Genomic DNA, 14739 nt, shown 5'->3' with positions numbered 1-14739 from the left:
ATCCTTAGAAAGGAGGTGATCCAGCCGCACCTTCCGATACGGCTACCTTGTTACGACTTCACCCCAATCATCTGTCCCACCTTAGGCGGCTGGCTCCATGAAGGTTACCTCACCGACTTCGGGTGTTACAAACTCTCGTGGTGTGACGGGCGGTGTGTACAAGGCCCGGGAACGTATTCACCGCGGCATGCTGATCCGCGATTACTAGCGATTCCGGCTTCATGCAGGCGAGTTGCAGCCTGCAATCCGAACTGAGAATGGCTTTATGGGATTCGCTTACCTTCGCAGGTTTGCAGCCCTTTGTACCATCCATTGTAGCACGTGTGTAGCCCAGGTCATAAGGGGCATGATGATTTGACGTCATCCCCACCTTCCTCCGGTTTGTCACCGGCAGTCACCTTAGAGTGCCCAACTGAATGCTGGCAACTAAGATCAAGGGTTGCGCTCGTTGCGGGACTTAACCCAACATCTCACGACACGAGCTGACGACAACCATGCACCACCTGTCACTCTGTCCCCCGAAGGGGAAAGCCCTATCTCTAGGGTTGTCAGAGGATGTCAAGACCTGGTAAGGTTCTTCGCGTTGCTTCGAATTAAACCACATGCTCCACCGCTTGTGCGGGCCCCCGTCAATTCCTTTGAGTTTCAGCCTTGCGGCCGTACTCCCCAGGCGGAGTGCTTAATGCGTTAGCTGCAGCACTAAAGGGCGGAAACCCTCTAACACTTAGCACTCATCGTTTACGGCGTGGACTACCAGGGTATCTAATCCTGTTTGCTCCCCACGCTTTCGCGCCTCAGTGTCAGTTACAGACCAGAAAGTCGCCTTCGCCACTGGTGTTCCTCCAAATCTCTACGCATTTCACCGCTACACTTGGAATTCCACTTTCCTCTTCTGCACTCAAGTTCCCCAGTTTCCAATGACCCTCCACGGTTGAGCCGTGGGCTTTCACATCAGACTTAAGGAACCACCTGCGCGCGCTTTACGCCCAATAATTCCGGACAACGCTTGCCACCTACGTATTACCGCGGCTGCTGGCACGTAGTTAGCCGTGGCTTTCTGGTTAGGTACCGTCAAGGTACCAGCAGTTACTCTGGTACTTGTTCTTCCCTAACAACAGAACTTTACGACCCGAAGGCCTTCTTCGTTCACGCGGCGTTGCTCCGTCAGACTTTCGTCCATTGCGGAAGATTCCCTACTGCTGCCTCCCGTAGGAGTCTGGGCCGTGTCTCAGTCCCAGTGTGGCCGATCACCCTCTCAGGTCGGCTACGCATCGTCGCCTTGGTGAGCCATTACCTCACCAACTAGCTAATGCGCCGCGGGCCCATCTATAAGTGACAGCGTAAACCGTCTTTCCATCTTCTCTCATGCGAGAAAAGAACGTATCCGGTATTAGCTCCGGTTTCCCGAAGTTATCCCAGTCTTATAGGCAGGTTGCCCACGTGTTACTCACCCGTCCGCCGCTAATCTCAGGGAGCAAGCTCCCATCGATTCGCTCGACTTGCATGTATTAGGCACGCCGCCAGCGTTCGTCCTGAGCCAGGATCAAACTCTCCGAAGAAATGTTTGACTTGCTCATTTGCTTTTTTGATAGTGTGTGCTCACTTAAAATTTAACGTTGGCGCTTTGTTTTGTTCAGTTTTCAAAGAGCAATTTGTTGTAGGTTTTTTCAACTAATTCATCTTAACATAACGTTGAATAGTTGTCAACTTCTACGAAGTATTTCTTTTGTAAAAATCGCTCATTAATTAGGCGACTTCATTATCATACTGCTATTTTTCTTTAGTGTCAACATTTAATCCGTAAAATAAGAATCTCTAATAACACTTTCCTCTTGAAACCCTCTTGTTAATGAATACAACAAAACCACCGTACGTGTTTCATCATTAAATTAATCAACTGGGATGCACTAAACTGAAGATTTTATCAAAACATGCCCTTATACTATTTAATTGGATTATTCTTTTATAAAAAAGATTGATCATTTTAATGTTCCTTAATCAACTAACGCACCTGTTAGTTGAAGTATAATCATTCACAATCTCTATTAACTTCTCTAAAATTTTTAAGTTATGTACAAAAACTATACTTTGACATCGCATAAATTATGGAGATTATTTCAAGTAAAATAAAACTGCCAAGTTGATTTTTAAACTCACTTATTTATTGAGTTCATTAGTTGGAAGAAGTATTCAAGTTTGTGAGTCTTATTTAGGTTATACCACGAATGTAATGTATCTGGTGCAAATACATCTAATTTTTTCAGTACTTCCATCGCAAATTCCAAAGGAGCTACTCCTGATGCAGTAACCAAATTTTCACCAGTTACTACAGGTTCCATCTCATAAAAATTTTCTCCTTTATAATTAGGACAAACCATTTTAATATACTCTAAGCTATTGCTTGTATGCTTTCTAGAATCTAGATACCCCATATTCGCTAGTCCCTCAGTTGCACCACAAATAGCAGCAACAATAGTGCCAAGCTTTAAAGCCTCGCCAATTTTTTTCAAGATAGGTTGATGAATAGCTTCTCCCCAAGTATTCCCTCCAGGTAGAATTACAAGATCTTTACTATCAAAGTTACATTCATCAAGGGAAATATCTGGTTTTATACTCAGTCCCCCCATCGTAGTAATAATTTCTTTATTCGCTCCTACTGTAATTACTTTTAAAGGTGCTAAATCTTTTTTGAAATATCTTCCTGAATTTAGTTCAGCAATTAAATATCCATATTCCCAGTCTGACATTGTATTAAATACATATAGATAAACTTTTTTTATTTTCATCCACTAACACTCCAATCATAATTTTCATAGTTTATTTTTTCCACATCAAAAGCTACTCCACCAAAAAAGAACGTACGTTCCTTTTAATGTGATTATATACCACAATTAACCAATAGTCTATTTCTTATGGAACTATCCTGCCCCTATAGTTGCATAAGAAAAGGAGCTGCTGATCAGCTCCTGGTAATGAAGTAAAGCACCCGTTAGTTGATTGAAGAATAGAACAGCTATATATACTAAACAGGTTAACCTTTATACTTTCTTTGGAAAGCCTTGAATTGCTCTTCGTATTTTTGTAACCTATTAAAGAATGGATATTACGAGGATACAGCTCATTACTGATATAGTTACCCTTATTATCTATTAAAAGAATTCCGGCAATTTCAGGGTTGACGGTTGTAAAAGCCTGCAAAAATTGCTCTATTTCGTACTGATTAACTGTTTCTTGATTTTCATCTTTTCGAAGAAAATCAATAACCTCCGGATTCATTGAGATGAAATAAGAGATATCCTGCATATTTTCTACATACGATTCTAATGATTTGTTTGCCTGACCTATTAACTGAAGAGTATTTTCCGTCACTTGTTTCTCGATAATTTTATCAACGGCAAGACTAATTAAAGAACCAAAACCTATGGAGGGCACGATACTTATGATCAGCAGCAGCGCTATGATTTTATAACGAATCGGTAATTCGTTTATTTCTAATGAAATTATTTTTTTCAAAGTCACCACTCAATTCCTTAATACCCTACTCCGCATAATAACTATCTACATTTTTTTTAGTCACAACCGTTATCCCCGTATCCATTTCCGGAAGCATATTGTTCGCATACGGATCACTTGGCAGTTTAATTAGTCCATGTTTAAGATAAAACAAATAGTTTAATGACCAATAGCCCATGTTCCACGTTCCCTGAGCAAGGGTAGCCGCTATCGTTCCTTCCTTCACCATATCAAGCGTTTGTTTATCTGTATCGAAACTGACAATTTTTATGTCTTTGTCTTTTTTTAGCTGTAAAGCAGCCTTGCCTGCACCAACACCGCCATTTGCTTCCGTTACAAAAATTCCTTTTAAATCGGGTTGTTCGGTTAATAGATCCATGACAACTTGTTCAGAAACTAATTGATCTCCTCTACCGTCTTCAACAGCGACGATATCAATATCAGAATATTGCTTTTGGATTGTCTCTTGAAACCCCTTGAGTCGATTGATTTGATTTTGCTGATTAGGTATGGTGACTACAGCTACTTTTCCATTTTGATTGATGATATGCGCCAGTTCATGAGCAGCTGTAACGCCCGCATTAACATTATTTGTGCCTATATATGTATAGGCATTACTTTTGGGAGCGTCAGAATCAAATAGAACAACAGGAATTCCTGCGTCAATGGCTTTATATATGGTTACATCCAGTGCATCTGGGTGGATAGCAGAAAGCGCAATCCCCGATGGTTTTCTCGCTATCACCTGCTCAAGAACGGTGATCTGTTCCTTCACATCATATTGCGCTGCCCCACGATATTCAACGGAAACATTAAGTGCCTGCCCTGCATCCTCAAATCCTTTTAAAATCTTTTTCCAATAATCAGTCCCTGCCTGGAAGGTTACCATGACATATTTCTCATCTATTTGGCCTTGCAGTCCTTTTGTTTCATTCAGATTGGCCGTTGCTTCACGTGATTGAAAATCTTTTAAATATAGTAGAAAAGCAATGCTTAATAAAGCATATACAAATAATAGCTTTTTCATTTGTACCCCTTCCAACAATTGTATTATTTAAGGCAGGAACCTGGGAATGTATAAAAGTAGGAAAACCACCTTCTTTGATTGATACAAGTATCGTACCAGGAGGTGCTACGTATTTAATATGCGTTGTTTAAATGGGGGCTTACCTTTAACCGTAGTTTACGGCCCACTACCTAACTGTTTACGCATAAAGATATAAGTTATCCTCTATCCTCCAAAACTCAGTACGAGTGAGTGGCTAACTCTTATTCGGCGGGAATCCCACCCGATATATGTTACGACCTATGCTCGATCGCTCTGACAGGCACCGGATCCTGATCCTAACTAGCAGCCGAATCTATGTGAAATTATCGAAACCAAATCCACCTATCCAAGAATTTAATACACTAACGCTGGAAACTTCAGCTGAGTGGGGTCCTGACCTCAATTTTGTATTTTGTTTGGGAAGTATAATTTTCGCCTGCTAAAAGAAGAATATCTCCAAAATCTTCAAACTCAATCGCTCCTGGAGCAGCTTGGGTTTCAAACGTTATTCCGCCGTGTTGAATTAATTTCTCTCCGTGCATAAGTGGCACACCTTTCACAAAGTTTGCAGTGTAAATGACAACCGCAGGCTCTTCTGTGTATACCTCGACTGTTATTTTCTGGTCAGGACTAATTAATTTGGCTGCAGTTTGATGAAGTCCTGAGCACGTAAGGAAGAATGGATGATCGATTCCTTGAACCTTTTTAACTTCTGCGTCGATGGCTTCAAAGGTTGATTTTAATTTCTTCGGGGTTCGAAAATCATAAGGCGTGCCAATTGTGCTTCGCTTTTCCCCAGTTACCGTGGTATCTTCATTTACTGGTGCAAATTCTTCAGAAAAGATTTGTAAGAAATGATCATCGATTGGATTGCTGGGATGCCCTGTTAAGTTAAAATAGACGTGATTGGTCGGATTAAAAATTGTGTCTTTATCACTTTTTGCTTGATAGCTAACTGACCAAATATTTAAGTTGTCTAATGTATAAGTCACACTTACTCTCAAATTCCCCGGAAAACCATTCTCGCCATCAGGTGAGTAGGTTGAAAAAATGATCGATGCACTTTCATCCGTCTCCTTCACTTCATAATCCCAGATTTTTTCATCGAATCCAGGGTTGCCACCGTGTAATGTATTCCCTAATTGATTTACAGATGTTCGGTAACGTAACTCACCAATTGAAAATTCGCCATTTTTTATTCTTCCAGCGACCCTTCCTATTGTTGCTCCATAATATGTTTCTTTTTTGTACTCCTCAATCGAGTCAAATCCCAATACGATATTATTACGACCCGATTCTGTCAGGACGAAAAGATTGACGATTCTTGCACCAAAGTTTGTAACTTCTATTCTTACTCCATGATCATTTTCTATAGTAAAGAGCAAGACTTCATTTCCAAACGAGCTTTGTGATACTTTCATTTTTTCGGCTCCTTCCCTATTAAATTCCTTCATATAAATAAAAGCTAAAACAACATGAATTGCACTAAAAGATCAGCAAACATTTTTAATAGTTGAAAAAATCCCGAAGTGGCAACTTCGGGCTTAAGAAGGGGAATCATATGAGTAAATCAACATGTTCATGATGTGTATGTGTAAATCATAATTACAGAAGTATTTTCCCTTATGACCCCCTGATTTAAATGCATGCTTAACTCTCCAATTTGCGTATAGCTCCAAACCTCATAGGTCTAAATTAAGCACTTTTCCCCTTAGCTTGTCTACTTTCTCCAATTTTTTCAATTTCCTCCAAAGTATGACCTCGAGTTTCAGGAACGCATCTCCGGATAAATAAAACACCAAGTAAACATATAGCACCAAAGATTGCAAAAACAGCTTCTTGAGACATCGAAGCGGTCATGATTGGAAATAGCAATCCAACCAAGAAAGAACCAATCCAGTTAAATGATGAAGCTAATCCTGACGCACGCCCGCGAATTACCAGCGGGAAAATTTCTCCAACTATGACCCAAGTTAAAGGAGCCCACGTGAATGAATAAAGTGCTACATAGATACTTAAAAAAACAACCATCATCATCGGATTTGCATTAGGAATTAATAAATTCAATATTGCCGGCAAAATAAAGGATAGCCCCATAATAGTTCCGCCTATTGTTAATAAAGTACGGCGATTAAATTTATCAGCAATCATAAGGAATATTAATGAACCTAGTACGAGAATAACCCCTTGAATAATTGGCCACATCAATACTGAGCTGGCTTCATGCCCTGTTGCTTTTTCCACAATCATTGGAATATAATAAAAAATTGCGTTTGCGCCCTGGAATTGTTGAAACGCAGCAACACCCACACCAGCAATTACTAAATAACGGTATTTATTACTTAAAAGTGTACCCCATGATGCTTTTTGATTTACCTTTGCTTCCTCTTTAACAGTTTCTTGAATTTGTGTTATTTCAGAATCAATTTGTTCTTTGTTAGAGCGAATATAGCCCAATACCTTACGAGCTTGATCAATTTTATTGTTCTTAATTAAAAAACGTGGTGATTCGGGTAACCTTGACACTCCAATAAATAAGATCAAAGCAGGTACGGCAGCCAAACTCAGCATCAACCGCCATGCCATTGTTCCTGGTAAGTCTTTCAATAAATAAGCGACAATGTACGAAAGCAACATTCCAGAGACAATCATTGTTTGATTAATTCCTGACAGACGTCCACGTAAACGTGCAGGCGCCATTTCCGACATATAGGCTGGGACCAACGCAGAAGCAGCACCAACAGCCAACCCTAATAAAATCCGAGCAACAATCATAAAAAGGATCCCATTATGAGGGGATATTCCTGCCAAAATGGATCCAACAGCAAAAATGATAGAAGATATTAAAATCATTTTGCGCCGTCCTAAACGATCAGAAAGTTGTCCGGCCAGGGCACCTCCAAATATAGCTCCAAACATCAACGAAGAGGTAATCCAGCCAATAGCACCAGGGTTGTTTTGAAGGTTCCAATCATGTTGCAGAAAAGGCAAAGCACCCGTCATAACGCCGATATCATAACCGAAGAGAATGCCTCCAAAAGCCCCAAAAAAATAAATGAATCCACTTGAGATTTTCTTTTCATTAACCATTAAATTTCCCTCCTCAAGGTTTTAAAATTATATTTTTAAAAATCCCTCTACTAAAAATATTGATAGCTTTTTAAGAAATAATAGTGTTTTCAAACTACAAATACATGCTAGTATATTTCTTCCTAAAAATTATTTATAAGGGTGAATTCTGTGTCGTTATCGCGCTATTAAAACGCTTTCATTTTTTCCTGAAAACCACCAACACGCTTACGAATAAAGGGATCATACTAATGGTTACCATTTCCATCCTTCAACTTCTGGAGTACCTATTTTTTCCCTCCAAGGAAGCAGATCCTCCTTGGAGGGGAGCGACATTACTTAATAACTACGTATTCCAAGCCAACAAGTTTTGCATAGGTTATGATTTGGTCTGTTGTTAAATTCAATGAAACAACTGTATGGTGACCGCCACCATTCTCAAGCCAAGCTTTCACTCCATCTTGGAAGTTTGGCTTCACTTCCCAAAGTACACGGGCCACTGGAAGGTTTGGTGCTGGAACAGTTGGCTCAAATGCAGAAACTTCATTAATCAAAAGTTTATAGTTTGTACCAAAGTCAGCCATGGAAACAACGACACCGTCTCCTGCTTTGCCGTCGAATACTAAACGTGCTGGATCTTCACGATCACCTATACCTAATTTAGATACGACAATTTTTGGTTTGTTACTTGCTAAAGATGGGTCGACTTCAAGCATATGTGATTGAAGGATTGATTCTTGTCCAGCAGCTAATTCATATGTGTAATCTTCCATAAAGCCAGTTGATTGGTTATGGCTCATCACTTTCAGTAAGCGATCAAGTGCTGCAGTTTTCCAATCTCCTTCACCCGCAAAGCCATATCCTTGTGCCATCAAACGTTGGACGGCAAGACCAGGAAGTTGTTTCATCCCATATAAATCTTCGAAGTTCGTTGTGAAGGCCGTGTAACCACCATCATCAAGGAAACGTTTAATCGCAATTTCATAGCTTACCTGTACCTTTACGCTTTTCTCCCAATCTTCCCTACTGTAGGTACCATAATCAAATTCATAAAGGCCTTCGTATTCTGCAAATAAAGCATCAATTTCTTCATCAGTAACCGCATTTACATATTGAACAAGGTCTCCGATTCCAAAATAGTCAACTGTCCACCCAAATTGGATTTGCGCTTCAACCTTATCCCCTTCGGTTACTCCAACGTTACGCATGTTGTCTCCAAAGCGAGCGACCTTAATGTTAAAGCTTTCATTATAAGCAACCGCTACATCCATCCATTGTGCAATTTGCTGTCGCACTTCAGGGCGCTCCCAATAACCTACAACAACTTTATTTTGTTTTTTCAAACGGGCATTGATAAAACCATATTCACGGTCACCATGAGCGGATTGGTTTAGGTTCATAAAGTCCATATCAATCGTTGCCCAAGGAATACTTTCATTGAATTGTGTAGCTAAATGAAGCAATGGTTTTTGTAATAATTTTGTTCCACGAATCCACATTTTTGCAGGTGAGAAAGTATGCATCCAAGTGATGACACCAGCAACTTCGTTACGATAGTTGACTTCTTTCATGATGCTTGTGATTTTATCTGCACTAACTGCTAAATCTTGCAATACAAGTGGATAAGGTAAAATACCGCTTTCATTTAATGCATCGGTTATCATTTGTGCATGCGCCTTGACCTCTGCTAACGCTTCTTCCCCATATAGATGTTGTGATCCTACGACAAACCAAAATTCCTTTTTTTCTGTTGTTAACATAATAATCCTCTTTTCTTAATCTAATGGTTTGATAATTTGATAGAGTTGATCTTACTTTTGACCGTAATAAGCATATTTTCCATGTTTTCGTAAATAGTGTTTATCCAAAATATTTTGTGGTAATTCTTTTGCAAAATGATTTAATTCCCGTGTAAATAAATTCATTTTCGAAACTTCATCCAACACCACACTATTCATTACGGCGGATTTTGCATCTTTGCCCCAAGTAAACGGACCATGACCATGAAGTAAGACACCAGGAACGGCTAAAATGTTTAACCCACGCCCTTCAAATGTTTCGATGATTAAGTTCCCAGTCTCCACTTCGTACCCTCGATCAATCTCCTCTTGTGTTAGGTAGCGGGCACATGGCACGGATCCGTAAAATGTGTCTGCATGTGTGGTCCCCATCGCTGGAACATCAAGGCCTGCTTGAGCCCAGATTGTCGCCCAAGTTGAATGAGTATGCACAATACCGCCGATTTCTTGGTAATACTTATAAAGTACTGCATGAGTCGCTGTATCTGACGAAGGCCTCAACTCTCCTTCAACAACATTGCCATCTAAATCAACAACAACCATATCACTGGCTTTCATCGTTTCGTAATCAACACCACTAGGTTTAATAACAAATAAACCGCTTTCACGATCAATGGCACTTGCATTTCCCCATGTATATTTCACGAGTCCATATTTAGGCAAGTCCAAATTTGCTTGAAATACCTCTTCTTTCAGCTGTTCTAACACGTCAATCCCTCCAGTTTTCCACTCATAACATCAAATTGTCTACAGCGGCCTGCTCAATCACTAATCCCTTCCTGTATCTTTCAATAAATGCTTCAAACCCTCTAACGTCTACTTGATCAGGATAAATTTCTTGCCCATCAACCTCTTCAAATACTTTTTTGTCGAGGAAGTCTTCTAAACTTTCATTTTGATCTTTATTCATCAAGTAAGATGCAAGAATCGCCATACCCCACGCGCCGCCTTCTCCTGCTGTTGACATAACTGATACTGGAGTATTCATTGCAGCGGCGACGATTTTTTGTCCAACAAGAGGGGTTTTAAATAAACCACCGTGGGCCAAAATACGATCAATTGCAACATTTTCTTCCTTTGTCAAAATACCCATTCCGATTTTCAAAGCACCGAAAGCAGTAAAAAGGTGAGTCCGCATGAAGTTTGCTAAATTGAAATGACTCTCAGGCGAGCGAACAAATAATGGTCGCCCTTTTTCTAATCCTGTGATATTTTCACCTGAGAAATAACCGTAGCTAAGCAATCCGCCACCATCTGGATCCGCTTCCAAAGCCTTATTCAACATTACTTCAAATAATTTATTTGTATCAATCTTTTGTCCCATTGCCTCAGAAAATTCACGGAACAATCCCAGCCAGGCATTGAGATCACTTGAACAGTTATTCGCGTGAACCATTCCAACTGGACTTCCGTTTGGTGTAGTTACCAAATCAATTTCTGGATATACATTTGAAAGTTCTTTATCTAGTACAATCATGGCAAAAACGGAAGTTCCTACTGAGACGTTTCCCGTACGTTTCCTCACACTATTCGTAGCAACCATTCCAGTTCCAGCATCGCCTTCTGGTGGGCAAATTGGAGTGCCTGGTTGTAAATTTCTTGATCTATCCAGAATTTTCGCTCCAATTTCGGTTAATTCACCCGCTTGCTCGCCTGAAATGTAGACTTTAGGAAGAATCTCTTTTAGCTTCCAAGGATAACCTTTCGTCGCAATTAAATCGTCAAACTGCTTGACCATTGATTCATTGTAATCTTGCGTTGATTCATCAATTGGGAACATGCCTGAAGCATCTCCAACGCCAATTGCTTTATTACCAGTCAATAACCAGTGAATGTATCCAGCCAAAGTAGTAATACAATCAATGCGAGGCAAATGTTTCTCTTCATTTAATATTGCTTGATAAAGGTGAGCAATACTCCATCGTTCAGGGATATTAAATTGAAATTGATTAGTTAATTCTTTTGCTGCAACACCAGTTGTTGAGTTACGCCAGGTTCGAAACGGAACAAGTAGCTCCCCTGTACTGTCAAAAGCCAAATACCCATGCATCATTGCAGAAAATCCAATAGAACCTATTTTTCGAATTGTAATTCCGTAATTTCTTTCAACTTCTTGCTTCATTTCACTATAAGCTGTTTGCAGACCAGTGATAATATCCACTAAGTTGTACGTCCAAATTCCATCTTCCAAGAGGTTCTCCCACTCATAACTTCCAGATGCGATTGTTTCATAACGATTATCAATCAACACCGATTTAATACGTGTGGATCCAAATTCAATTCCAAGTGAAGTTTCTCCCTCGGTAATCGCTTGTTTAATTTTTAATCGATTCGTTTGCACGTTGATCCCCCTCTTGACAGCGCTTTCAATGAAAAGGAGGCGCCTAAATTTATTAACAACCATATTATATTTTTTGTACGTACATTTGTCAACGATCAATATTATTTATACTTACAACTTCCGAGGGGAATCCTCCATCTTCACCTTAAAGTTCGTAAATTAGTAATAAAGGAATTTATATGACTAACCTAAATGGTAAATAGGAGGAATTTATAACTTTTCAATAATTTATAAAAAAAACTAATGTGATTTGTTTTTAATTTTTTCAAAACCATGTTAAAATATGTCCGCACAAATATTTTAAGCAAGTTAATAAGAATGCAAACAACTATGAAAGAAGTGAGGGTTAATGAAACCAAAGTATCAGGTAATCATTGATGATTTAAAAAATAAAATCCTTACAGGTGAATATAGTGTAGGGGAACAGATTCCTACTGAATCTGTCATGCAAGAAATGTACAACGTTAGCCGACACACTGTAAGAAAGTCCATTTTAGAATTATCAAACGAGGGATTCTTAAGAAGTGAAAAGGGATCTGGCACATATGTTAGTAACCAATATCAATCAAAATCTGGTGTCAATTCAAAAAATAAAACGATCGGTGTAATCACGACCTACATTTCTGATTACATTTTCCCTTCTATTATCCGCGGAATTGAAAGAAGATTGAATGAAGATAATTATTCGTTACTATTAGCCAGTACAAATAATGATGTCGAACAAGAAAAAAAAGCCTTGGAAATGATGTTGTCATTTGGCGTGGATGGTTTGATTATTGAACCTACAAAAAGCAATCTATACAATCCCAACATCGCTTACTACCTATCGTTTAAGGAACAAGAGGTTCCATTCATCATGATCAACGCTTATTATGAAGAATTAGAGGTTCCTTTCTTTTGCCTAGATGATGTGCAGTCAAGCTATCTCGCAACAAAAGAATTGATCTCGAAAGGACACACCCAAATTGGACTCATTTCTAAAATGGATGATTTACAAGGAAAGTATCGAATGAAGGGATATATAAAAGCAATTGGAGAAGCCAAATTACGCTTTCAACCAGAGCAATTGCTTTCGTATACGACAGAAACGAAACTAGACCTATACACGAACTTGAAAGGGTTCCTAAATGAAAATAGAGACGTGTTGACTGCCATTGTTTGCTATAACGACGAGGTAGGGTTGGAAGTAGCAAATGTATGCAGACAACTTGATATTTCTATTCCCGAACAATTATCAATTATTGGCCAGGACAATTCTTATATTGCGAAAAATGCTAATATCAAACTAACGACATTGACACACCCACAAGAACAAATGGGACATGATGCAGCTGATTGGGTCATTAAGAAATTACAAGGAAAGAAGGATTTACCAAACGAAACCTATTATCAACCAGTGTTAATTGAAGGCGAAACTGTCAAAGAGTTAGAAGTACAATAATAATCTTGGTGTGATCAATGAATAATAAAAACTTAATCAAACGTGCCATTGCTGTCTTTATTGCCGTCATACTCATGGGATTTGCATTTTTTTGTTAAAACGTACAACATTTGGAACTGGTCCTTTTAGGGGTACGGAAACGATTCGGGGAATGAGGGGCCATACAATCGAAATTTAAACCAGCTTATTATCCTTATATATCAAAAAAAATACTGTTCAAGGGTATACTAGTTTTCTGTTTCTAGACTGAATATCAGATACACTTATTTATATTGCACTATTGAACTAAACTACCCCGTTAGCCATCCATGAATCGCAAAGAATGAAAATGGTAGGTAGTGTCAATACTGATACTGACCTTAATCCAGCCAACCCTAATCCATAGACTAATTAATTAACGCTCTCCTCTTTTTTAACGATTGAGCAGGGTCTTCTTAAGTATTGTCATTTTTCCATTCTTAAAAAACTTATTTTCATGGTAGTTCCCTAAAGAAAAAAAACTGCCTTAAAGACAGTCCCGATCTTTTTTTATGTGAATTTCCCCATTTTAATTTTTCGGGATATTTCCCTTGTTGTACTACTTATCGTACATTTTATCGAGCAATTCCCATCTTTGAGAGTTATTCAGCTTCTCGATCATTTCTTCTTCCCACCAGAATGGTATGTGTATCCAGTTAGGTCTTATCCTTTTAAATCATTTACGTCAATATCAAGATCATTAAACACTAAGCTCATGTACTTGATAGCTTGTTTCTGTCTGTCTGTCGGTGTATTCCAATATTTACGTGCTTCCCATTTGTCTGTTCCTTCAGGCAGGGTAACACCATCTAAAACTTTATCTTGCTCATCTTGTATTATGTAGGATAGAGCCAAAAGATTATTGAAGTCTTCTTTTAAATTTTCTGGTATAGCAAGAGAATCTTCAAACACATTCATAAATGATTGTGCTTCTCCGTAATAGTAGTATTCAGCTGGGAAGCCTTCTTCAGGAGATAGTTTTAGAACCTCTAATGATAAGGAAATCGGAGAAATTCAGGTTATGTCCAATTCACAGATAACATTTTATCCGATATGAGTAATTCTTTTTTTGTTATGGATATTATTTCTCAACTTTCATGTATTGTTCATTCTATACTATTAGATAATCTACTATTTAAGGATAAGTATTAAAAAAGTGCAAAATATCTCTAAAAGTTACAGGTTGTTAGGGCTGAGTACTCTGTTTTTCATCTATTCCTTTATCAAAACGGTAATAATCCTTCTAGTTCCGCTTATGATACTTAGATAAAAGGGTGCTAATTAAACATGTACCCAGCATTTATTTTAGTTGCAGCTGGTATTTTTGTATTAAGTGGTGCACTTCTTGCCATTATCGTTTTATGTACAATTGTTCTTTATTACCTGCTTTATGCACGTCGTCATCAAAAAATTCAAAACAAGGAAATCGCTTAAAATTATCTACACAAAATCTAAAAAATCTTCTTATTACTGTATGGCAATAAGAAGATTTTTTTTACACTTATGATAG

Annotated in this window: 11 protein-coding genes and 1 rRNA gene; 2 read left to right on the top strand and 10 right to left on the bottom strand. The window is 38.7% G+C overall.

Annotation, left to right across the window (positions count from 1 at the left end):
* Positions 1–8 precede the first annotated feature (8 nt).
* The 9 genes from MKY17_RS10535 to MKY17_RS10495 form a co-directional block, all read right to left on the bottom strand.
* A 16S ribosomal RNA gene (locus MKY17_RS10535) occupies positions 9–1559 on the bottom strand.
* A gap of 594 nt (positions 1560–2153) precedes the next feature.
* The gene (locus tag MKY17_RS10530) at positions 2154–2786 is read right to left on the bottom strand and encodes a type 1 glutamine amidotransferase family protein (RefSeq protein ID WP_098372950.1); all 633 of its coding nucleotides are present in this window, start codon (positions 2784–2786) and stop codon (positions 2154–2156) included.
* Positions 2787–2910: 124 nt separating this feature from the next.
* Positions 2911–3519 (bottom strand): cache domain-containing protein, encoded by a 609-nt coding sequence (locus MKY17_RS10525; protein WP_098372949.1) that lies wholly within the window; start codon positions 3517–3519, stop codon positions 2911–2913.
* Between the two features lie 19 nt (positions 3520–3538).
* Positions 3539–4540, bottom strand: coding sequence for a substrate-binding domain-containing protein (locus tag MKY17_RS10520; RefSeq protein ID WP_098372948.1), 1002 nt, complete (start codon positions 4538–4540; stop codon positions 3539–3541).
* A gap of 398 nt (positions 4541–4938) precedes the next feature.
* Complete coding sequence (locus MKY17_RS10515) at positions 4939–5982, bottom strand: aldose epimerase family protein (protein ID WP_098372947.1); 1044 nt, start codon at positions 5980–5982, stop codon at positions 4939–4941.
* A gap of 274 nt (positions 5983–6256) precedes the next feature.
* Complete coding sequence (locus tag MKY17_RS10510; protein ID WP_098372946.1) at positions 6257–7651, bottom strand: sugar porter family MFS transporter; 1395 nt, start codon at positions 7649–7651, stop codon at positions 6257–6259.
* A 314-nt stretch (positions 7652–7965) separates the two neighbouring features.
* Positions 7966–9390 carry an L-arabinose isomerase gene (gene araA / locus MKY17_RS10505; RefSeq protein ID WP_098372945.1) on the bottom strand — a complete coding sequence of 475 codons (1425 nt, stop codon included), beginning with the start codon at positions 9388–9390 and terminating at the stop codon, positions 7966–7968.
* A 51-nt stretch (positions 9391–9441) separates the two neighbouring features.
* On the bottom strand, positions 9442–10137 hold the full coding sequence (locus MKY17_RS10500; RefSeq protein WP_098372944.1) for an L-ribulose-5-phosphate 4-epimerase: 696 nt from the start codon (positions 10135–10137) through the stop codon (positions 9442–9444).
* A gap of 22 nt (positions 10138–10159) precedes the next feature.
* On the bottom strand, positions 10160–11770 hold the full coding sequence (locus tag MKY17_RS10495; protein ID WP_098372943.1) for an FGGY-family carbohydrate kinase: 1611 nt from the start codon (positions 11768–11770) through the stop codon (positions 10160–10162).
* Positions 11771–12119: 349 nt separating this feature from the next.
* Here MKY17_RS10495 and MKY17_RS10490 point away from each other — a divergent pair, with 349 nt between their 5' ends.
* A complete protein-coding gene (locus MKY17_RS10490) occupies positions 12120–13211 on the top strand; it encodes a GntR family transcriptional regulator (protein ID WP_098372942.1) in 1092 nt (363 codons plus the stop codon).
* Positions 13212–13892: 681 nt separating this feature from the next.
* Here the strand turns inward: MKY17_RS10490 and MKY17_RS10485 are convergent.
* Entirely contained in the window at positions 13893–14147 is a 255-nt protein-coding gene (locus tag MKY17_RS10485) for a hypothetical protein (RefSeq protein ID WP_339201861.1), read from the bottom strand.
* A gap of 369 nt (positions 14148–14516) precedes the next feature.
* Here MKY17_RS10485 and MKY17_RS10480 point away from each other — a divergent pair, with 369 nt between their 5' ends.
* Positions 14517–14663: a hypothetical protein gene (locus tag MKY17_RS10480; protein ID WP_179891158.1), complete on the top strand. Its 147-nt coding sequence runs from the start codon at positions 14517–14519 to the stop codon at positions 14661–14663.
* The last annotated feature ends 76 nt before the right edge of the window (positions 14664–14739 follow it).

The organism is Peribacillus sp. FSL P2-0133 (assembly GCF_037975445.1).
GTDB lineage: Bacteria > Bacillota > Bacilli > Bacillales > DSM-1321 > Peribacillus > Peribacillus simplex_E.
Note: the sequence above shows the minus strand (reverse complement) of the source record. Positions and strands in the feature narration are given on the sequence as shown.